The 19,968-nt window shown below is 73.2% G+C and carries 18 protein-coding genes; 11 read left to right on the top strand and 7 right to left on the bottom strand.

The features are described from left to right. Positions 1 to 95: 95 nt before the first annotated feature. The 4 genes from ACFWBN_RS04715 to ACFWBN_RS04700 all read right to left on the bottom strand — a co-directional run bounded on the left by ACFWBN_RS04715 (position 96) and on the right by ACFWBN_RS04700 (position 2,868). The gene (locus ACFWBN_RS04715) at positions 96 to 719 is read right to left on the bottom strand and encodes a TetR family transcriptional regulator (protein WP_385170500.1); all 624 of its coding nucleotides are present in this window, start codon (positions 717 to 719) and stop codon (positions 96 to 98) included. Next, positions 716 to 1,561, bottom strand: coding sequence for a sugar phosphate isomerase/epimerase family protein (locus tag ACFWBN_RS04710; RefSeq protein ID WP_385170496.1), 846 nt, complete (start codon positions 1,559 to 1,561; stop codon positions 716 to 718). The genes ACFWBN_RS04715 and ACFWBN_RS04710 overlap by 4 nt, the downstream gene beginning before the upstream one ends. Before the next feature lie 71 nt (positions 1,562 to 1,632). Further along, on the bottom strand, positions 1,633 to 1,836 hold the full coding sequence (locus ACFWBN_RS04705; RefSeq protein WP_385170493.1) for an antitoxin: 204 nt from the start codon (positions 1,834 to 1,836) through the stop codon (positions 1,633 to 1,635). 78 nt (positions 1,837 to 1,914) lie between these two features. Continuing rightward, entirely contained in the window at positions 1,915 to 2,868 is a 954-nt protein-coding gene (locus ACFWBN_RS04700; protein WP_385170490.1) for a Ppx/GppA family phosphatase, read from the bottom strand. Between the two features lie 120 nt (positions 2,869 to 2,988). On the opposite strand from ACFWBN_RS04700, the gene ACFWBN_RS04695 reads away from it, so the two are divergent. Then, positions 2,989 to 3,852, top strand: a complete 864-nt coding sequence (locus tag ACFWBN_RS04695; RefSeq protein ID WP_385170545.1) for a hypothetical protein — start codon at positions 2,989 to 2,991, stop codon at positions 3,850 to 3,852. Here the strand turns inward: ACFWBN_RS04695 and ACFWBN_RS04690 are convergent. Further along, positions 3,849 to 5,600, bottom strand: coding sequence for a hypothetical protein (locus ACFWBN_RS04690; protein ID WP_385170487.1), 1,752 nt, complete (start codon positions 5,598 to 5,600; stop codon positions 3,849 to 3,851). The two genes, ACFWBN_RS04695 and ACFWBN_RS04690, sit on opposite strands and share 4 nt — an antisense overlap. Positions 5,601 to 5,780: 180 nt before the next feature. Here ACFWBN_RS04690 and radA point away from each other — a divergent pair, with 180 nt between their 5' ends. Both radA and disA read left to right on the top strand, forming a co-directional pair. Beyond that, complete coding sequence (gene radA, locus ACFWBN_RS04685; protein WP_385170485.1) at positions 5,781 to 7,193, top strand: DNA repair protein RadA; 1,413 nt, start codon at positions 5,781 to 5,783, stop codon at positions 7,191 to 7,193. Between the two features lie 138 nt (positions 7,194 to 7,331). Beyond that, positions 7,332 to 8,456, top strand: coding sequence for a DNA integrity scanning diadenylate cyclase DisA (gene disA / locus ACFWBN_RS04680; protein WP_385170483.1), 1,125 nt, complete (start codon positions 7,332 to 7,334; stop codon positions 8,454 to 8,456). A gap of 119 nt (positions 8,457 to 8,575) precedes the next feature. Here disA and ACFWBN_RS04675 read toward each other — a convergent pair whose 3' ends face one another. Next, positions 8,576 to 9,328 carry a hypothetical protein gene (locus ACFWBN_RS04675; protein ID WP_385170481.1) on the bottom strand — a complete coding sequence of 251 codons (753 nt, stop codon included), beginning with the start codon at positions 9,326 to 9,328 and terminating at the stop codon, positions 8,576 to 8,578. Positions 9,329 to 9,551: 223 nt separating this feature from the next. Here ACFWBN_RS04675 and ACFWBN_RS04670 point away from each other — a divergent pair, with 223 nt between their 5' ends. From ACFWBN_RS04670 to ACFWBN_RS04640, 7 genes are all read left to right on the top strand, one after another. Next, positions 9,552 to 10,166 (top strand): phosphatase PAP2 family protein, encoded by a 615-nt coding sequence (locus tag ACFWBN_RS04670; protein WP_385170479.1) that lies wholly within the window; start codon positions 9,552 to 9,554, stop codon positions 10,164 to 10,166. Between the two features lie 23 nt (positions 10,167 to 10,189). After that, complete coding sequence (locus tag ACFWBN_RS04665; protein WP_385170477.1) at positions 10,190 to 11,119, top strand: A/G-specific adenine glycosylase; 930 nt, start codon at positions 10,190 to 10,192, stop codon at positions 11,117 to 11,119. Between the two features lie 218 nt (positions 11,120 to 11,337). Beyond that, entirely contained in the window at positions 11,338 to 11,898 is a 561-nt protein-coding gene (locus tag ACFWBN_RS04660; protein WP_355410103.1) for a SigE family RNA polymerase sigma factor, read from the top strand. 38 nt (positions 11,899 to 11,936) lie between these two features. Continuing rightward, a complete protein-coding gene (locus ACFWBN_RS04655; protein WP_385170542.1) occupies positions 11,937 to 12,599 on the top strand; it encodes a hypothetical protein in 663 nt (220 codons plus the stop codon). Positions 12,600 to 12,628: 29 nt separating this feature from the next. After that, positions 12,629 to 13,342 (top strand): two-component system response regulator CseB, encoded by a 714-nt coding sequence (cseB, locus tag ACFWBN_RS04650; protein WP_385170474.1) that lies wholly within the window; start codon positions 12,629 to 12,631, stop codon positions 13,340 to 13,342. Then, positions 13,339 to 14,646: a two-component system sensor histidine kinase CseC gene (cseC, locus tag ACFWBN_RS04645; RefSeq protein WP_385170471.1), complete on the top strand. Its 1,308-nt coding sequence runs from the start codon at positions 13,339 to 13,341 to the stop codon at positions 14,644 to 14,646. Before cseB ends, cseC begins: the two co-directional genes overlap by 4 nt. Before the next feature lie 145 nt (positions 14,647 to 14,791). Further along, a complete protein-coding gene (locus ACFWBN_RS04640; RefSeq protein WP_385170469.1) occupies positions 14,792 to 15,994 on the top strand; it encodes a LamG-like jellyroll fold domain-containing protein in 1,203 nt (400 codons plus the stop codon). 1 nt (position 15,995) lies between these two features. On the opposite strand, the gene ACFWBN_RS04635 is transcribed toward ACFWBN_RS04640, so the two are convergent. Next, positions 15,996 to 16,637, bottom strand: a complete 642-nt coding sequence (locus ACFWBN_RS04635) for a M23 family metallopeptidase (RefSeq protein WP_385170467.1) — start codon at positions 16,635 to 16,637, stop codon at positions 15,996 to 15,998. A gap of 333 nt (positions 16,638 to 16,970) precedes the next feature. On the opposite strand from ACFWBN_RS04635, the gene ACFWBN_RS04630 reads away from it, so the two are divergent. Beyond that, positions 16,971 to 19,916, top strand: coding sequence for an NACHT domain-containing protein (locus ACFWBN_RS04630; protein ID WP_385170464.1), 2,946 nt, complete (start codon positions 16,971 to 16,973; stop codon positions 19,914 to 19,916). Positions 19,917 to 19,968: the final 52 nt, after the last annotated feature.

Here is a 19,968-nt window from a genome sequence, read left to right as displayed (position 1 = left end):
CAGCCGCGACTGCGGATATGGCATATAGCTCAGATACGAGGCTACGCCCACCGCCCGCGATCCGGACAGCAGGTCCGTATGGCGGGACGGACGGCTCAGTCTTCGGTCAGGTACCGCTGAAGAGTAGGGGCTACGAGCGCCACGATGTCATCGGGGTCGGCGGAGGCGAGGGGCTCGACCTGGACGACGTAGCGCAGGATCGCGATGCCGACCATGTGGGAGGCGGCGAGCTCGGCCCGGAAGGTCGGGTCGGGGACGTCGAGGTCGGCGGCGATCCGCTCCAGGAGCCGTCTCAGCACCAGCCCGCGCAGGACCTTCGCGGCGGCCTCGTGCGTGAGGGCGGACCGGATCACGGCGAGCAGCGGGGCCCGGGTGACCGGGTTCTCCCAGACCCCCAGGAAATAGCGGGCGAGGCGTTCGCCGACGCCCTCGGGCCCCTCGCCGAGGATCGCCGGGACCACCAGGGCGGGCTCCATGCTGACCTCGATGGCGGCGGCGAACAGGTCGTCCTTGCTGCCGAAATAGTGGTGGACCAGGGCCGGGTCCACGCCCGCGACCTTCGCGATGCCGCGTACGGACGTCTTGTCGTACCCGCGCTCCGCGAACACCTCACGGGCGGCGAGGCGGATCCGCTCCTGGGTGCCGGGTCCGTCGTCGACCTCGTCCTGACGCGGCCGGCCGGGCCCACGCCGGCGGCGCGGCTTCTCGGGCTCGGTCATGGGCGGCGGACCCCGTGCCGCCTGACGGGGGCGGTGGGGGCGGCGGTGGCGAGGTGCAGCCGCGTGAAGGCCAGCGCCTCGGCGAGATCGGCCTCGCGCTCGGCGGAGGACATGGCGCGCCGCGTGTTGACCTCGATCACCACGTGCCCGTCGAAGGAGGTCCGGGCGAGCCGCTCCAGCAGCTCGGCGCACGGCTGGGTCCCGCGCCCGGGCACGAGGTGCTCGTCCTTCGCGGAACCGTTTCCGTCGGCGAGGTGCACGTGCGCCAGCCGGTCGCCCATCCGGTCGATCATCGCGGTGGCGTCGGTCCGGGCGGTGGCCGTGTGCGAGAGGTCGACGGTGAAGTGCCGGTAGTCGTCCTTCGTCACGTCCCACTCGGGTGCGTACGCGAGCATCTCGCGGTCCCGGTACCGCCACGGGTACATGTTCTCGACGGCGAACCGCACGTCCGTCTCGTCGGCCATCCTCCAGATGCCGGTGACGAAGTCCCGCGAGTACTGCCGCTGCCACCGGAACGGCGGGTGCACGACGACGGTGCTCGCACCGAGCCGCTCGGCCGCCGCCTGCGCCCGCTGCAACTTGGTCCAGGGATCGGTGGACCACACCCGCTGGGTGATCAGCAGACAGGGCGCGTGCACGGCCAGGATCGGCACCTGATGGTCATCCGACAACCGCCGCAGGGCGTCGACGTCCTGGCTGACCGGATCCGTCCAGACCATGACCTCGACGCCGTCGTACCCGAGGCGCGCGGCGATCTCGAAGGCGGTCGCCGTCGACTCCGGATACACGGAGGCAGTGGAGAGGGCGACTTTCGCGGTCGGGATGCGGACTGGTTCTGCCACGCAGACAGCGTACGGGCCCACCCCGGGCCCCCGCCGCGCCGCCCCGCTACCGGGCGATGCCCGAGCGGCCCTTAAGGCTGCGGCGGCCGCTCATCCCCGCGGGAGGGAGGCTGGTCGCCGATCTGCTCGTTGAGCTTCTGCTGCGCCGTGTCGACCTGGCTCTGGTACTTGTTCTGAGTCTTCGCGTCGAAGGCGTCTCCGGCCTTCTCGACCCCTTGCCGCGCTTGGTCGGGGTGTCCCTTGATCAGGTCCTTGAGCTTGTCGAACATGGACATGGAGGGTCCTCTCGCAGGTTGTCGGTCCCTCCCAGCTTCTCCGCGAACGCCCGTCCCTGCATCCGGAGCGATCGACCCCTACGACCCCGCCCCCGACCCCGACCCGGTGGGAAGGTGGTCCAGGCGGCGGAGGATCACGCCCTCGCGCAGGGCCCAGGGGCAGATTTCGAGTTGCTCGACGCCGAAGAGGTCCATCGCGCCCTCCGCGACCAGTGCGCCCGCCAGGAGCTGGTTCGCGCGGCCCTCCGAGACGCCCGGGAGGGCGGAGCGCTGGGCCGTGGTCATCGCGGCCAGGCGCGGGACCCACTCCTCCAGGGACTGGCGGGTCAGGTCCCGCTGCACGTACAGCCCCTCCCCCGAGCGGGCCGCGCCCGCGATGCGCGCCAGCTGCTTGAACGTCTTCGACGTCGCCACCACGTGGTCCGGGGCCCCGAAGCGGCTGAACTCGCCGACCGTGCGCGCGATCTCCGCCCGCACGTGCCGCCGTAGGGCCCGGATGTCCAGCGCGTCCGGCGGGTCGCCCGGGAGCCAACCCGCCGTCAGGCGGCCCGCGCCCAGCGGGAGGGAGACGCAGGCGTCCGGGTCCTCGTCGATGCCGTACGCGATCTCCAGCGAGCCGCCGCCGATGTCCAGGACCAGCAGCTTCCCGGCCGACCAGCCGAACCAGCGGCGCGCGGCCAGGAAGGTGAGCCGCGCTTCGTCGTCGCCGCTGAGTACGGGCAGGTCGACGCCCGTCTCGGCCTTGACCCGGCCCAGGACGGCGTCCGCGTTCGTGGCCTCGCGCACGGCACTGGTCGCGAAGGGGAGGACGTCCTCGCAGCCCTTGTCCTCGGCTGCCTGCACGGCGTCGTTGATGACCGAAATGAGACGCTCGACGCCCTCGGGGGTGACCGCTCCGTGCTCGTCGAGGAGCTCCGCCAGGCGCATCTCCACCTTGTGCGAGTGCGCCGGCTGCGGGCGCGCGCCGGGGTGCGCGTCCACCACCAGCAGATGGACCGTATTCGAACCCACATCCAGGACACCGAGTCTCATAGGGGGAAACGCTACTGCGACGAACGCGGAGGGGTTGCGTAAGGGGCGCTTAGGCTGGTGTTTGTGCCAAATACGAAGAAGGCCAGCAAGACCCGGTCGAAGAAGGACGCGGGCAAGGACATGGGCAAGAACACGGACAAGGCCAAAAACGGCCCCAAGGCCAAGACCAAGGCCGCGGTCGCCGACGAGAAGGGGCTGGACTTCCCCCGGGCGTGGGTGGAGTTCCCCGACCCCGCCGACGAGGAGCAGGTCTTCCGCTGCGACCTGACCTGGCTGACCTCCCGCTGGACCTGCATCTTCGGCCAGGGCTGCCAGGGCATCCAGGCGGGCCGGGCGGACGACGGCTGCTGCACGCTCGGCGCGCACTTCTCCGACGAGGACGACGAGAAGCGGGTCGCGTCGCACGTGGCGCGGCTGACGCCGGAGCTGTGGCAGTTCCACGACGTCGGCAGCGAGACCGGGTGGACCCAGCACGATGACGACGGGGAGAAGCAGACGCGCCGCTGGGACGGCGCGTGCATCTTCCTGAACCGGCCGGGGTTCCCCGCCGGGGCCGGCTGCTCGCTCCACATCCTGGCGATGAAGGAGGGGCGCGAGCCGCTGGAGACCAAGCCCGACGTCTGCTGGCAGCTGCCGATCCGCCGCACGTACGACTGGATCGACCGGCCGGACGACACCCGCGTGCTCCAGGTGTCGATCGGCGAGTACGACCGGCGCGGCTGGGGTCCGGGCGGCCACGACCTGCACTGGTGGTGTACGTCGGCCACGTCCGCGCACGGCGCCGGGGACCCGGTGTACGTGTCGTACCGGGCCGAGCTGACGCAGCTGATGGGCAAGGAGGGGTACGAGGCGCTGGTGGGGCTGTGCGAGGCGCGGCTCGCCTCGCTGCTGCCGATGGCCCCGCACCCGGCGGATCCGGATCCGCGCTCGGGCACTGGCACGGGCACGGAAACCGGTACGAGTACGAGTACGGACCCCGCCTAGGTCGCAGAATCCGACGGCCCCGGGGAAACCGTTCCTCCTGACGACGGCGTCGGCGTCGCGGACTCCGTCGGCGTGGGAGTAGGAGTGGGCGTCGGGGTCGGCGTCGGTGTCGGGGTCGGCGTGGGAGTAGGAGTGGGCGTAGGCGTCGGCGTCGGTGTGGGCCCCGGCGTCGTCGGCTCCGGGGTCGGTGCCGGGCGACCGCGGCCCTGGATGGAGACGACCGCCCCGCCCGGGTCCACCCCGACCCGGGCGCTCCAGGCGCCCACGGGCTGGGCTTCGGGGTCCACGTTGATCAATAGGGTGACCGATTCTCCGGGAGCCAGCGTGCCCGCGGTCCGGCTCGCGCGCAGCCAGGGCGCGTCGGACCAGAGCCGCCAGTCGACCGGGGCGCCGCCGGAGGCGGTGAGCGTGAGCAGCGTCGTGGAGCCGTGCGAGGACGCGGCGACGGCGAGCCGGCCGGGGGCGCCGGGGCCGGCGCGGTCGGGGGTCGCGGGCGGGCCGGAGCTGATCACCTCGACGGAGACGTCGGGGTCGGCGGTGTCCGGGGCGAAGCCGGGGCCGCCGGTGGTGGTGGCGGCGTTGCCGGTGTTCTCGTAGGCGGTGAGCGGGCGGCCGCCGACGTGCGGCGGCAGCGGGAGGTCGGATTCGCACGCGGAGATGCGGGTGGCGTCGGCGCCGACGGGTTCGCCGGTGCTGGGCGCGCCGCGGTACGCCGCCCACAGCGCCAGGACCGGCGCGGCGACGACGGTGGCGACCACGGTGGTGGTCACCGCCCGGGCGCGCAGCCGGTCGCGCCGGGCCGCGCGGTCCTTCGGGTCCATCGGGAAGCCGGTGCGGTCGAAGCGCGGGCCGGGCCGGCGGCGCCGGCCGGAGCGGAGCATCGCGGCGTGCACGGCGGTGCGGGGGGCGGGGACGAGCGGGAGGGCGGCGGTGTTGATGCCGCCGGAGCCGGGCCAGGGGGCCGCGGCGCCCACGCGTTCGGCGACGCGGCGGCAGCGCGGGCAGTCGTCGACGTGGCGTACGAGCTCGGCGCGCAGGGTGGTGGACAGCAGCACCTGCCCGTCGCCGGTGAGCCGGGAGACGGTGGGGCAGCTGCCGGTCTCCACGACGGCGAGGGCGGCGCGGGTGCGCTCCACCTCGCAGGCGGCGCCGGACAGGAGCTCGCGGGCGGCGGCGGCCGGGGTGCCGAGGACGGAGGCCAGTTCGGTGACGCCGAGGCGGTGGCGGACGGCGAGTTCGAGGGCCTCGCGCTGCTCGGGCGTGGTGCCGGCGGCCTCCGGCCAGGCGAGGCGGGCCAGCTCGGTACGGCGGTAGGCGCTCACGTCAAGCGTGCGGTGGGCTTCGGGGGCGCGGCCGCTGTCCGGGCCGGTGCCGGGGCCGCCCCCCGGCGCACGGCCGGGTCCGGTGTGCTCCGGCGCACGCCGGGCGGAATGCGCTCCCTGTCGTGCGCGCCGCTGCTCCGCCAGCCGGTGCAGGCAGCCCCAGCGGGCGAGGGCGTACAGCCAGGCGCGCCGGTCCCCTTCGTCGGGACATCGGCCGGGGTGCCGCTCGGCCACGGCGAGGACGTCGCCGAGCACGTCGGTGGCGGTGTCGTGGTCGCACAGGACCGACAGGCAGTACGTGAACAGGCCGTCCAGGTAGGGCTCGTGCCGGAAGGCGGGCGGCGGCTCCCCGTCGGGGGGCGTGCGCCCGTGCGCCCGGTGTGCGCCGGTGCGCGCTGAGGGGTGTGCCTGGCTGCTGCTGTTCACCTGGCGACCGTAGGCGGCGCGCCGGTTGCGCCCCGGAAGCCTTCACCGGTTTTAGCCCTTACGGGTGAACAGATCGGCGTGGCGCTGACCGCGCCCCTGACGTAGCGCGCCCGTACCGCGCTCGGACCGAGCCGTACCGCGCCCCCGGCGCTGTCGGTGGGGGCGGCTACCGTGGGGCGCATGGCTGCCCGTACTGCTCGTTCATCCGCCAAGGACCGGCCGTCCTACCGTTGTACCGAGTGCGGCTGGACGACCGCGAAGTGGCTCGGGCGCTGCCCCGAGTGCCAGGCGTGGGGCACCGTCGAGGAGATGGGCGCGCCCGCCGTGCGCACCACCGCCGCCGGCCGCGTGTCGACCGCCGCCGTGCCGATCGCGCAGGTCGACGGGCGGACCGCGACCGCCCGCAGCACCGGCGTGGACGAGCTGGACCGCGTCCTCGGCGGCGGGCTCGTGCCGGGCGCCGTCGTCCTGCTCGCCGGCGAGCCCGGCGTCGGCAAGTCGACGCTGCTGCTGGACGTCGCCGCGAAGGCGGCCAGCGACGAGCACCGCACCCTCTACGTCACGGGCGAGGAGTCGGCGAGCCAGGTGCGGCTGCGCGCCGACCGGATCAACGCCCTCAACGACCACCTCTACCTCGCCGCCGAAACCGATCTCTCGGCGGTGCTCGGGCACCTCGACGCCGTGAAGCCCTCCCTCCTCATCCTGGACTCCGTGCAGACCGTCGCCTCCCCCGAGATCGACGGCGCGCCCGGCGGCATGGCCCAGGTGCGCGAGGTGGCCGGAGCGCTGATCCGGGCTTCCAAGGAGCGCGGGATGGCCACCCTCCTCGTGGGCCACGTGACCAAGGACGGGGCCATCGCCGGACCCCGGCTCCTGGAGCACCTCGTCGACGTCGTGCTGAGCTTCGAGGGCGACCGGCACGCCCGGCTGCGGCTCGTGCGCGGCATCAAGAACCGCTACGGGGCCACCGACGAGGTGGGCTGCTTCGAACTGCACGACGAGGGGATCACCGGACTCGCCGACCCCAGCGGTCTGTTCCTGACCCGGCGCGCCGAGGCCGTCCCCGGGACCTGCCTGACGGTGACCCTGGAGGGCAAGCGGCCGCTGGTCGCCGAGGTGCAGGCGCTGACCGTGGACTCGCAGATCCCCTCGCCCCGCCGCACCACCTCGGGGCTGGAGACCTCCCGCGTCTCGATGATGCTGGCGGTGCTGGAGCAGCGCGGGCGGATCACGGCGCTGGGCAAGCGGGACATCTACAGCGCGACCGTGGGCGGGGTGAAGCTGACCGAGCCGGCCGCGGACCTGGCGATCGCGCTCGCCCTGGCATCGGCCGCCAGCGACGTACCGCTCCCGAAGAACCTGGTGGCCATCGGGGAGGTCGGCCTGGCCGGAGAGGTGCGCCGGGTGACGGGCGTACAGCGGCGGCTCGCGGAGGCACACCGGCTCGGCTTCACGCACGCCCTGGTGCCGTCGGATCCGGGCAAGGTGCCGGCCGGGATGAAGGTCATCGAGGTGGCCGACATGGGTGACGCGCTACGGGTGCTGCCGCGCGGGCGGTCCCGTACGCCGGCCAAGGAGCGGGCGGGCGAATAACTGGTCAGCGGGTCCGTACGGGGTCCCCGCCGGGCCTACCTGGACAAGCCACGGCGGGGCCGCAGCGCGCGCCGGTAGACTTCTGGATGGTCCGCCCGGCCGTACGCAGGCGGCGCAACCCGCGACCCGAGGAGTGCAGTGGCAGCCAAGGACGGGGCAGCAGCATCCGGAAAGTCGGGCGCGAGCTCCAAGCAGGAGGCCATGATGCGCGCCTCGCTGAGCGCGGTCGCGCCTGGTCAGCCGCTGCGTGACGGCCTGGAACGGATCGTCCGCGGCAACACCGGCGGGCTCATCGTCCTCGGCATGGACAAGTCCGTCGAGGCCATGTGCACCGGTGGTTTCGTCCTGGACGTGGAGTTCACGGCGACCCGGCTGCGCGAGCTGTGCAAGCTCGACGGCGCGCTCATCCTCGACAAGGACATCACGAAGATCCTGCGGGCCGGCGTGCAGCTGGTGCCGGACGCGTCGATCCCGACGGAGGAGACGGGTACGCGGCACCGTACGGCCGACCGCGTCTCCAAGCAGTGCGGCTTCCCGGTGGTCTCGGTCTCGCAGTCGATGCGGCTGATCGCGCTGTACGTGGACGGGGAGCGGCGGGTCCTGGAGGAGTCCGGGGCGATCCTGTCGCGGGCGAACCAGGCGCTGGCCACGCTGGAGCGGTACAAGCTGCGGCTGGACGAGGTCGCGGGCACGCTGTCGGCGCTGGAGATCGAGGACCTGGTCACGGTCCGCGACGTGACGGCGGTCGCGCAGCGGCTGGAAATGGTCCGCCGGATCGCGACCGAGATCGCCGAGTACGTGGTCGAACTGGGCACGGACGGGCGACTGCTGTCGCTGCAGCTGGACGAGCTGACGGTCGGGATCGAGCAGGAGCGGGAGCTGGTGATCCGGGACTACGTGCCGGAGCCGACGGCGAAGCGTTCCCGCACGGTGGACGAGGCGCTGTTCGAGCTGGACGCGCTGACGCATCCGGAGCTGCTGGAACTCGCGATCGTCGCGAAGGCGCTGGGGTACACGGGCTCCCCGGAGACCCTGGACTCGGCGGTGTCGCCGCGGGGCTACCGGCTGCTGGCGAAGGTCCCGCGGCTGCCGGGGGCGATCATCGAGCGGCTGGTGGAGCACTTCGGTGGCCTGCAGAAGCTGCTCGCCGCCAGCGTGGACGACCTCCAGACGGTGGACGGGGTGGGCGAGGCCCGCGCCCGCAGCGTGCGCGAGGGCCTGTCGCGGCTCGCGGAGTCGTCGATCCTGGAGCGCTACGTCTAGGCCGCGCCGCAGAACAGCGTGATCGGGGTCGGGCCGCGCCCGGCTCCCCCGCCGCTGCTGGGGCTCCGCCCCAGACCCCGCGCCTCAAACGCCGGCGAGGCTGGATTTGCCGGCCCCCGCTAGTCCTGCTTGAGGACGAACGAGGTGCGGGCGACCGGCATGCCGGGGGACTTGACCTCCACCACGTAGGTGTCCGGAGCCGCGGACCCCGCCGGAGGCGTCTGGCACTGGTCGGGGGCGCTGAACCTGCGGTCCCACTCCAGCGACTGCTTCGTCTCGCTCTGCGCCGGAAGGCGGAAGAAGGCGTTGCCCGCACCCGTCGGGCAGTCCGCCGAGGACCACACCGCCTTCGTGCTGGTCGCCTGAAGGATGGTCAGGACCGCCTGCTTCGGGCCGAGATCGACCTTGCAGGTGGTGCCGGAGGTGTTGCGGGCGATCAGTTCGAGGCGCGGCTTCTCGTTCGCCTCGTACTCGTTCTTCACGCTCTTGACCTCCCACTGCAGCGCGGTCGGCGCGCACGTGGGGAGCGCCGAGTCCGCCGGGACCGGGGCCGGGGCCCCGCCGCCGGCGGTCGCGCCGCCGGAGCCCGAGCCGGCGCCGGATCCGGAGTCCGAACCGGAGCCGGGGTCGCCGTTCTTGCCCGCGCCGCCCGCGCCACCGCCCTCGGAGCCGGTGCCGCCGCCGCCCGACTCCGCGCGTCCGCCCGGGGCCTGGCTGATCGCCGGCCCCGTGCCCGCCGGGCCGGGGGTGATCGAGACGGCCGGGTCCGGGTGGTGGCCCTGGCCCTTTCCGTTCGTACTGGACTTCCCCCCACCGGAACTGACGGTCCATACGGCGAGGAGCGCGAGGAGCGCGACAACGGACGCCAGCACAGCCCTCCGTCGCCAGTAGATGGAGGAGGGGAGCGGCCCGACCGGATTGCGCAGAGATCCCACGAGCGGAACTTTACGAGAGTCCGCCGCCCGATCGGTGCCCCACATGCCGCGCAGCGGGCTCGATTTGCCGATGATCATCCTGCGGGCGCAATCCGGAGCGCCCGGAATCGGCCAGGAGTCTGACGCGGAGGTCATTCCCCACTGCGTACGGTCGGTGACCATGGACAGCACCGCGCTTTATCGCGACATCACGGACTTCGCCCACTCCGCCCCCGCCTGGGTGCGATCGGCGTTCGAGGTGTGGACGGAGTACGGGCTCCTCCTCTTCGGCCTGCTCTTCATAGGTGTCTGGTGGCGTTCGCGCGCCCACGCCGCCCCCCGCACCGTCGCGCTCGCCGTCCTGGCCCCCCTGGCCACCGCCGTCGCCTACGTGGCCTCGGAGGCCGTGAAGTCCACCGTCGACGAGGAGCGCCCCTGCCGTGCCGTCGCCGGCGCCGCCTCCTCGCTGATCACCTGCCCGGCGACCGGCGACTGGTCCTTCCCCAGCAACCACGCGGCCATCGCGGGCGCCGCCGCCGTCGCGCTCGCCCTCGCCGTACGCCGCCTGGCGCTGCTGACCGTCCCGCTCGCGCTGCTGATGGCCTTCTCCCGCGTCTTCGTCGGGGTCCACTACCCGCACGACGTGGCGATGGGCCTGCTCCTGGGCGGTTCGCTGGCCGCGCTCGCCGTCCTGGCGCTCACCGGTCCGACGAGTACGATCATCGCCGCCATGCGGGCGAGCGGAGTGCGCGCCGCCGTCTGGTTCACCGGCCCGGGCCCGGCACGCCGGGGGTGAAACATGCCAGGATGCCGTCTGCCATGACTGCATCCCCCGCTTCCTCCACAGACGTGACCCCGGACGTGTCCCCCGACGGATCGCACGCGCTGCACTCCCCCGTCATCGCGTGGTTCGACGAGCACGCCCGCGACCTGCCCTGGCGCCGCCCCGAGGCCGGCCCCTGGGGGGTCATGGTCAGCGAGTTCATGCTCCAGCAGACGCCCGTCAGCCGGGTCCTGCCGGTCTACGAGCAGTGGCTCGCCCGCTGGCCCCGCCCCGCCGACCTGGCCGCCGAGGCCCCCGGCGAGGCCGTACGGGCCTGGGGGCGGCTCGGCTACCCCCGCCGGGCCCTGCGGCTGCACGGCGCGGCCGTCGCCATAACGGAGCGGCACGGGGGCGACGTACCGCGGGACCACGCGCAGCTCCTCGCGCTGCCCGGGATCGGCGAGTACACCGCGGCCGCCGTGGCCTCCTTCGCGTACGGGCAGCGGCACGCCGTGCTCGACACCAACGTCCGGCGGGTCTTCGCGCGCACCGCCACCGGGGTCGAGTACCCGCCGAACGCCACGACCGCCGCCGAGCGGCGCCTGGCCCGCGCCCTGCTGCCCGAGGACGAGGACACCGCGGCCCGCTGGGCGGCGGCCTCGATGGAGCTCGGCGCGCTGGTGTGCACCGCCAAGAGCCCCGACTGCCACCGCTGCCCGGTGGCCGGCCTGTGCGCGTGGCGGCTCGCCGGAAAGCCGCCGCACGAGGGACCGCCGCGGCGCGGGCAGACGTACGCCGGGACCGACCGCCAGGTGCGCGGCAGGCTCCTCGCCGTACTCCGGGAGGCGTCGGGCGCGGTTCCGCAGGCCCTCCTCGACACGGTCTGGGAGGAGCCGGTGCAGCGTGCCCGGGCCCTCGACGGGCTGGTCTCCGACGGACTGGTGGAGCCCCTCGACGGCGGCTTCTACCGGCTGCCGCTCACCTGATCCACACACGGGCGACCGCGGTTCCGATCCCGGCCCGGAGCTGACTCATAGATTCCGCTTCCGGCCGGGAAAGCCCAGCTCACGGGCACTGTTACACAACCTATGGGTGTCCGTGCGCCCACCGAAGGCTGGCCCGCACAGGCTCGTGACAACCCCTCCGTACCTTCGGATCCGTAAGACAGCGGATCAGCGGTTGGTCGGAACGGAGGCGGTCTGAGATGGCGCACGGCGAGGTACTCGAATTCGAAGAGTACGTACGCACTCGGCAGGACGCGCTGCTGCGCAGCGCCCGGCGCCTGGTCCCGGACCCCACCGACGCGCAGGACCTGCTCCAGACCGCCCTCGTGCGCACCTACGGCCGCTGGGACGGCATCGCCGACAAGTCCCTGGCCGACGCCTACCTGCGCCGGGTCATGATCAACACCCGTACCGAGTGGTGGCGCGCCCGCAAGCTCGAAGAGGTCCCCACCGAGCAGCTCCCCGACGCCTCCGTCGAGGACGGCTCCGACCAGCGCGCCGACCGCGCCCTGCTGATGGACATCCTCAAGGTGCTCGCGCCCAAGCAGCGCAGTGTGGTCGTGCTGCGACACTGGGAGCAGATGAGCACCGAGGAGACGGCCGCCGCGCTCGGAATGTCGGCGGGTACCGTGAAGAGCACTCTGCACCGCGCGCTGGCCCGCCTCCGGCAGGAACTGGAGAGCCGGGACCTGGACATGCGGGCGCTGGAACGCGGTGACCACACCACTCGGTACGAAGGGCGTGAGCGGTGCGCGGCCTGAACGGCCAAGGACTGACCGGCAGACGTTCGCTGGTCCTGATGTCGGCGGGGACGGTCGTCCTCGTCGGCACTGCCGTGTTCGCGGTCGGTTGCGCCACCGGCGGCACCGGCCTGCGCGACGGCGGCCCCGCACGGACCGAGCCGGTGTCCAAGACGGCGCCCACGGCCACTTCCCCCGCCGCCTCCTCCGCCGCCTCCTCCGACGGGTCCACGCCCTCCGCGGCCGCCTCCGGCCGGCCCCTGAAGAAGGTCGACCCCGTCGCGCTCCTCAAGGCGGACCCCAAGGTCAGCGCCGAGATCAAGCGGGACCTCAAGCCCTGTACGGGCAAGGAGTACCCGGTGGACGTCAGCTACGGGAAGGTCACCGGCAGCTCCGTCGTCGACATCGTGGTCAACGTCCTGTCCTGCGCCGACGCACTCGGCCGCGGCTCGTACGTGTACCGGGCGGACGGCGCGAAGTACGAGAATGTCTTCTCGGACGAACAGCCACCCGTCTACGCGGAGATCGACCGCGGCGACCTCGTGGTCACGAAGCAGGTCTACGGAAAGAGCGACGCGCTCTCCTATCCGTCGGGCGAGGACGTGATCACGTACCGCTGGGACGGGGAGAAGTTCACCGAGCAGGACCGAGTCCACTCGGAGTACAGCAACGTGGTCGACGGCGGGGGCCAGCCCGCCCCGGCCGTGAGTCAGAAGAACTGAGTACCGAAGAACCGAGGCGAGGCTTCCGCATGGCCGAGACCCATGTCCTGTTCGTGGAGGACGACGACGTCATCCGTGAGGCCACGACCCTGGCGCTGGAACGCGACGGGTTCGTGGTCACCGCCATGCCCGACGGCCTGTCCGGCCTGGAGTCCTTCCGCGCCGACCGGCCCGACATCGCCCTGCTCGACGTGATGGTCCCCGGCATGGACGGCGTGAGCCTGTGCCGCCGCATCCGCGACGAGTCCACCGTCCCCGTGATCATGCTGTCGGCGCGCGCCGACTCCATCGACGTGGTGCTGGGCCTGGAGGCGGGCGCCGACGACTACGTCACCAAGCCCTTCGACGGCTCGGTGCTCGTGGCCCGCATCCGCGCGGTGCTGCGCCGCTTCGGCCACGCCGGCGGTCCGCAGAACGGCGGCTCCGGCAACTCCGACGACGGCCAGGGCGCCGAGGGCGGGCTGCTCTCCTTCGGCGACCTGGAGGTCGACACCGAGGGCATGGAGGTCCGCAAGGCGGGCGCCGCCGTGGCACTGACCCCGACCGAGATGCGGCTGCTGCTGGAGTTCTCCTCCGCGCCCGGCACCGTACTGTCGCGCGACCGCCTGCTGGAGCGGGTCTGGGACTACGACTGGGGCGGCGACACCCGCGTCGTGGACGTCCACGTCCAGCGGCTGCGCACCAAGATCGGGCAGGACCGGATCGAGACGGTCCGGGGCTTCGGATACAAGCTCAAGGCATGAGACGGGTCACGCTGCGCACGGGGATCCGCTGGAAGATCGCGCTTGCCATCGCCGCCGTGGGCGCCCTGATCACGCTCGCGCTCAGCCTCGTGGTGCACAGTGCTGCCCGTACGTCGATGCTGGAGAGCGCCCGCGAGACCCAACTGGACCGGGTGCAGTTCATCTCCCGCAACGCCGACGCGGGGCGCAAGCCGCCGATGGGGGCCAAGCTCAACGATCCCGACCTGCCGAGACAGCTGCGCGAGAAGGCGCGGTCCGGGCGGCGAGGGACGTACATCCAGGAGACCCCGCGCGGGCCCGAGGTGTGGGCGGCCGTGCCGCTCGGCAACGGGCAGGTGCTGTCGCTGCACACGCAGTTCCGGGAGAGCGCCAACATGGTGCGCGACCTGGACCGGGCCCTGCTCGTCGGCTCCCTCGCCGTCGTGATGGCCGGCTCGGCGCTCGGCGTGCTCATCGGCGAGCAGATCTCGCGCCGGCTGCGCAAGGCCGCGGCCGCCGCGCAGCGGGTGGCGCACGGGGATCCCGACGTACGGGTGCGGGACGCGGTCGGGGGCGTCGTACGGGACGAGACGGACGACCTCGCGCGGGCCGTGGACGCCATGGCCGACGCCCTCCAGCAGCGGCTGGAGGCCGAGCGGCGGGTGACCGCGGACATCGCGCACGAGCTGCGGACGCCGGTGACGGGCCTGCTGACGGCGGCGGAACTGCTGCCTCCGGGCCGGCCGACCGAGCTGGTGCGGGACCGGGCGCAGGCGCTGCGCGCGCTGGTCGAGGACGTGCTGGAGGTGGCCCGGCTGGACAGCGCGTCCGAGCGGGCGGAGCTCCAGGACGTGGCGCTGGGCGAGTTCGTGAGCCGGCGGGTGACCTCGCTGATGCCGGAGGCGTCCGTACGGGTCGTCGCGGACGAGATCGTCAGCACCGACCCGCGGCGGCTGGAGCGGATCCTGGGGAACCTGCTGGCCAACGCCTCGCGGTACGGGCGGGCGCCGATCCAGGTCGACGTCGAGGGCCGGGTCGTGCGGGTCCGGGACCACGGGCCGGGCTTCCCCGAGGCGCTGCTGCGCGAGGGGCCGAGCCGGTTCCGGACCGGGTCGACGGACCGCGCGGGGGTCGGGCACGGGCTGGGCCTGACCATCGCGGAGGGGCAGGCGCGGGTGCTGGGCGCCCGGCTGACCTTCCGCAACGTGGCCGCGCCGGGCGGCGCGGAGCGCGAGGGCGCGGGGGCGGTGGCGGTGCTGTGGCTGCCGGAGCACGCGCCGACGGCGACGGGGAGCTTCCCCGTCATCCAGCTGCCGCAGGACTGATCGGGAGGGCGGCCCGGGCTGCCCTTCCGGCAGGTCCCGAAATCCCCGTGCCGGCGCCCGGCCCCGCAGGGCCGCATACCGGTCGGATCCTCGGATCGGTACCGGGCCGTACGTCCCGGGGGGTGCGTGACTTAGCATCCGTGGCATGACCGACGGCACGAATCCCCCGAGCAACCCGCAGCCCGAGCCCGCCCCGGGGAGCGGCGGCTACGGGTTCCCGCCGGGACCGGCCGCGTCCGGCGGCTACGGCTTCCCGCCCGGCCAGTCCGGCCCGCCCGCGCCGGGCGGCGGCTACGGCTTCCCGCAGGGCGGCGGCTACGGCTACCCGCCGAACCAGCCCGCGGGCGGCGGCTTCGGCCCCCCGCCGGCGTTCCCGCAGGGCCCCGGCCTGCCCGGGCCCGACCAAGGGCTGCCGGTCATGCCGTCCGGGGACCAGCCGGACTGGGAGGCCATGGCCGACCGGTCGGCGGCCGAGCGGCGCAAGAAGCGGCTGTGGATGATCGGCGGCGCGGTGACGGTCCTGCTGCTGCTCGCCGGCGGTGGAACGTTCCTGCTGATGAAGGGCGACAAGCCGGCCCACGACGACACGAAGGACGTCGCCGACAATCCGCCGGCCTCGTCCGCTCCCGCGTCGCCGGACCCCAACGCGTCCGCGTCGAAGTCGTACTCCCCCACCGTCGCGAGCGACCCGTCCCTGCTCCGCGACAGCGTCGGCAAGACCAGCATCCGGATGGGCCCCGAGGCCACGGTGCCCAAGGTGGGCGAGCACTACGAGCTCCGCCTCAAGGGCAACCCGAACTCGTACGCGCAGGCCACCGAAGCCGCCGTGGACACGACCAAGAGCTTCTCGCTCTCGGCCCGCGTCAACAGCTCCTCCGCCGCGAAGGGCGCGCAGATGGCCATGAGCCAGGGCACCGGCGAGTCGTTCTCGTTCGAGCTGGGCGCCGACGACGTGAACGGCAAGCAGGCCTGGGTGTTCCGCGTGCGGACGAACGAGAAGAGCCCGAAGCCCACCATCGTGACCATCGCCGCCGAGGGGCTGAAGACGGTCAAGACCACGACCGTGCTGACGGCCGTCCACGACGCCGAGAAGAAGATGATCTCCCTCTACGTGGAGGGCAAGAAGGCCGGCGAGGCCCAGATCCCGGGGATCTGGCAGAACGCGGGCCCGCTGCAGCTGGGCCGGGCCCGCCACGACAACCAATGGGTCGGCGCGTGGCAGGGTTCCATGACCTACATCCGGTTCTACGGGATGGCCTTCAGCCCGGAGCAGGCCGCCGCCTACCGCAAGGGCGAGCTGGACGACGCGGCGAAGGCCACCGCCACCCATTCCTGGGTGGTCGGCTGAATCAGATCGTGACGCCGGCGTTGCGCAGGAAGGCCACGGGGTTGACGGCCGAGCCGTAGTTCGGCGTGGTGCGGATCTCGAAGTGCAGGTGCGGGCCGCTGGAGTTGCCGGTGTTGCCGGACAGGGCGATCCGCTGACCGGCGGTGACCTTCTGGCCGATCTTGATCTGGATCTTCGAGAGGTGCGCGTACTGCGAGTACGTGTTGTTCGCGTGCTTGATCACGATGGCGTTGCCGTACGCGGGGCCGTCGCCGCCGCCGTTCGGGCCCGCCTTGACGACGACGCCGGCGCCCGCGGCCTTGACCGGGGTGCCGGTCGGGACGGCGAAGTCCTGACCGGAGTGCTTGTGGGACCACATGCTGCCGCCCTTGCCGAAGGTCGCGGACAGCGTGTACTTCTCGACCGGCTTGTCCCACAGGCCCGTCTTCGCGGCGGTCTTCTCGGCGGTCTTCGCGGCGGACGCGGCGACGGCGGCCTGGGCGGCGGCCTGCTCGGCCACCAGCTCCGCGGTGCCGGCCAGCGCGGTCTGCGTGGTGTCGGCGAAGGCGGCGGTCGTCCCGGCCCCGAGAGCCAGCACCGCACCGAGAGCGGTTGCGCCGACGGCGATACGGGTACGACGGGTACTGACGCGCTTCGCGGACATGAAGAAGACCTCCGGGGCCGGGAACAAGGACGGGTTCGGGCATCAAGCGACCCGGCACGCTGAGCCGTGTGCCGGGCTTGCCCACCCTTGGTAACCCGCGTCCCCTGACATCCCCAAACATCCCGATTACTACCGGAGCTCGTAGATACGGTCGGGGATCTCCGCCCTGTTGACCTGGTCCCTACTGGGCCAGTGGTAGGGCAAATCGGACGTTTGGATCTACGAAAGTTCCTAGTAGGTCCGATTTGCCCTGTGCGGCTTGTCACCGGCCCAGGACCTTCGACTACCCGTTCCGGGACCTTCGGCAGGCAACCGTCACTACGCTCCAACGTCGTGGACTTATCGACGGTGGGTATCCGGCTGGCGGCGGGGGCACTGACCCCCCTCATCAAGAAGCTCTTCCAGAGCGAGGGCCCGGGCGCGGGCCTGGTCGAACGCGACCGCGAACTGCGCATCTCCTCCTACGTCGCCTGGCGGGAGAAACGCGGCCTCGGCGCCGCGGACCTGCGCGGCCTCGCCGACGACCTGGTGCGCCAGGCCCTGCGGCTCTCCGGCGAGCGGCCCCTCCCCCCGGACGAGGAGGCGGGCGTGGCGACCGCCCTGGCCGTGACCCTGAACGCGCTCGGCGACCTCGCCCTCTCCGACCTGGAGGCCGTCCGCCTCGGACACCGGGCCTTCGCCCGCAAGCTGCGGGCCGCCGCCCCGCCCCTCGGCCTCTCGCGGGACGCCGAGCTCTTCCACGCCCGCCTCGTGGACGTGGCCTGCCTGCACATCCTGAACTTCTTCACCCAGCGCTCCACCTTCGTGGCCGCGACCCTGGTCGAGCAGAGCCGCAGCATCGGCGATCTGGCCGCGAAGACGGACGAGGTGCTGACCCGCATCCCCCGCCAGGAAGGCCGGGACGCGCCCTTCGAGCGCCGCTACCTGGCCTACGTGGCCCAGCGCCACAGCGCCCTGACCATCTTCGGCCTGGACCTGGCCCCGGGCTCCGCGCGCTGGCCGCTGGACGCGGCGTACGTGAACCTGGCGGCCACCGCGACCGGCGCCGGGCCGGGGTACGACTCCCCGTCCTACTCCCTCCCCGCCGACCAGCTCCTCACCGAGCACCACCGCGTCCTGCTGCGCGGCGAGGCGGGCTCCGGGAAGACCACCCTGAGCCAGTGGCTGGCCGTCTCCGCCGCCCGGGGCGAAGGGGGCGACCAGATCCCCTTCGTGCTCCCGCTGCGCAGCCTCACCCGCCACGGCGGCCGGCTGCCCGCGGCCGACGCCCTGCTGACCGGGACCTCCCTGGCCGGGGAGGCCCCGGAGGGCTGGGCGAACCGGGTCCTGCGCGACGGGCGCGCCCTGCTGCTGGTGGACGGGATCGACGAGGTCCCCGAGTCCGAGCGCCGCCAGGCCCGCGAATGGCTGTCCGAGCTGATCACCGCCTACGGGGACAACCGCTGGCTGGTCACCTCCCGGCCCTCGGCGGTCCGCCGGGACTGGCTCGTCGACCTGGGCTTCGCCGAGGTCACGCTGGCCCCCATGACCCCGCCGAAGGTCCGCTCCTTCATCGAGCGCTGGCACACCGCCGCCGAGCACGTCCCGGCGGAGTACAAGCAGCAGCTCCTGGACGCCGTACGCACCAAGCCCGACCTGGCCCGGCTGGCCACCAATCCGCTGCTGTGCGGGCTCATCTGCGCCCTGCACCGCGAACGCCGGGGCTACCTCCCCTCGGGCCGCAAGGAGCTCTACGCGGCGGCCCTGTCGATGCTGCTGCACCGCCGCGACCACGAGCGGGGCCTGCGCCTGCCGGAACTGGCCGAGGAACCGCAGCTCCAGCTGCTCCAGCGGCTCGCGTACTGGCTGATCCGCAACGGCCGGGGCGAGATGGAGCGCGAGCGCGCCGAGGCCCTGATCGCCGACGCCCTCCCGGCCGTGCCCGCCGCCCGCGTCCTCGGCGAGCCCCCCGCGGTCTTCCAGCACTTCCTGGAGCGCACCGGGCTGCTCCGCGCGCCCACGGAGGACACCGTCGAGATCGTCCACCGGACCTTCCAGGACTTCCTCGGCGCCCGGGCCGCCCTCGACGAGGGCAGCTTCGGGGAGCTGGCCGGCCACGCCGGGAACGACCAGTGGGAGGACGTGATCCGCATGGCCGTCGCCCAGGGCCGCCCCAGGGACCGCACCGAGATCATCCGGGCCCTGCTGGACCAGGGCTCCGAGCGCGCCGTCCTGCTCGCCCTCGCCTCCCTGGAGTACGCCGCGGAGCTGGACCCGGCGCTCCGCGCCGAGGTGGAGGCGGCCGCGGAGCACCTCGTACCGCCGACGAACCTGGAGGCTGCCTACGCCCTGGGCCGGGTCGGCCCGCTGGCGCTGGACCTGCTGCGCGGACCCGGGGCGGAGCCCGATGCCGCTCTCGCCTTCTACACGGTCGTGGCGGCCGGCTCGGTCGGCTCCGACCTCGCCATACCGCTGCTCGCCCGCTACGCCCCGCACGACTCGGCTCTGGTGCAGGGGAAGCTGGTCGAGTTCTGGCCCCTGTTCGACACCAGGCAGTACGCCGAGGAGGTCATCGCCCGGCTCCCCAGGATCCCCGAGACCCTGACGGTCCACTCCGACGCCGAACTGGACGCGCTCGGCGAGTTCGCCCCGCAGGAACGCCTGACCGTGGCGGGCGACGTCTCCCACGAGGCCCTCGCGCGCTACCGGCGGCGCACCCCCATCACCTCGCTGAGCATCCGCGACAACGAGCGGCTGACCAGCCTCGGCTTCCTGCGGGGAGACACCTCCCTGCGGGTCGTCTCGATCATGCGCTGCCCCGCCCTGACCGACCTGGCCCGACTGACCGGGCTGCCCGTCGAGCGCGCGCACCTCCAGCCGGCCCGCTCCGTGGACGTCGGGGCCGTGACCGTCGGCTGGAGCGCGCTGCGGGAGCTCAGCCTGGGCGCGGACGCCGACTGGTCGCCCGACGACCTCGCCCCCGAAGCCTCCTTGCGCACGCTCGTCCTCACCGGGCCCCCGCGTTCCCTGACCGGTCTGGCCCGGCACCAGGCACTGCGCATCCTCAGGCTCCCCGACTCCTGGGTCCCGGCCGACGCGGACTGGCGGGCCATCGCCTCCCTGGAGAAGCTGCGCGAGCTGACCATCTCGCGCAGCGCCCTCGGCTCCGTCCCCGGGGACCTGCGGCTGCCCTTCGTCCGGACCCTGCGCTTCCACGGGCGCACCCGCGAGGACCGGGCATCCGACGCGCGGGCGGTGCAGCACTTCCCCCGGGCCGAGACCACATCGACCCGGGAGTAGCACACGCCAAAGGGGCGGCCCCGGGACTTCTCAGTCCCGGGGCCGCCCCTTC

It is taken from the genome of Streptomyces sp. NPDC059989 (assembly GCF_042736975.1).
GTDB lineage: Bacteria > Actinomycetota > Actinomycetes > Streptomycetales > Streptomycetaceae > Streptomyces.
This window is presented reverse-complemented; position numbering and strand designations above follow the sequence as displayed.

Coding starts and splice junctions, on each gene's coding strand:
- ACFWBN_RS04705 (WP_385170493.1), bottom strand. CDS start 1,836: ATGTCCATGTTCGACAAGCTCAAGGACCTGATCAAGGGACACCCCGAC.
- ACFWBN_RS04660 (WP_355410103.1), top strand. CDS start 11,338: ATGGCGCACGGCGAGGTACTCGAATTCGAAGAGTACGTACGCACTCGG.
- ACFWBN_RS04695 (WP_385170545.1), top strand. CDS start 2,989: ATGGGCAAGAACACGGACAAGGCCAAAAACGGCCCCAAGGCCAAGACC.
- ACFWBN_RS04670 (WP_385170479.1), top strand. CDS start 9,552: ATGGACAGCACCGCGCTTTATCGCGACATCACGGACTTCGCCCACTCC.
- ACFWBN_RS04635 (WP_385170467.1), bottom strand. CDS start 16,637: ATGTCCGCGAAGCGCGTCAGTACCCGTCGTACCCGTATCGCCGTCGGC.
- ACFWBN_RS04640 (WP_385170469.1), top strand. CDS start 14,792: ATGACCGACGGCACGAATCCCCCGAGCAACCCGCAGCCCGAGCCCGCC.
- ACFWBN_RS04700 (WP_385170490.1), bottom strand. CDS start 2,868: ATGAGACTCGGTGTCCTGGATGTGGGTTCGAATACGGTCCATCTGCTG.
- cseB (WP_385170474.1), top strand. CDS start 12,629: ATGGCCGAGACCCATGTCCTGTTCGTGGAGGACGACGACGTCATCCGT.
- cseC (WP_385170471.1), top strand. CDS start 13,339: ATGAGACGGGTCACGCTGCGCACGGGGATCCGCTGGAAGATCGCGCTT.
- ACFWBN_RS04715 (WP_385170500.1), bottom strand. CDS start 719: ATGACCGAGCCCGAGAAGCCGCGCCGCCGGCGTGGGCCCGGCCGGCCG.
- ACFWBN_RS04655 (WP_385170542.1), top strand. CDS start 11,937: ATGTCGGCGGGGACGGTCGTCCTCGTCGGCACTGCCGTGTTCGCGGTC.
- radA (WP_385170485.1), top strand. CDS start 5,781: ATGGCTGCCCGTACTGCTCGTTCATCCGCCAAGGACCGGCCGTCCTAC.
- ACFWBN_RS04665 (WP_385170477.1), top strand. CDS start 10,190: ATGACTGCATCCCCCGCTTCCTCCACAGACGTGACCCCGGACGTGTCC.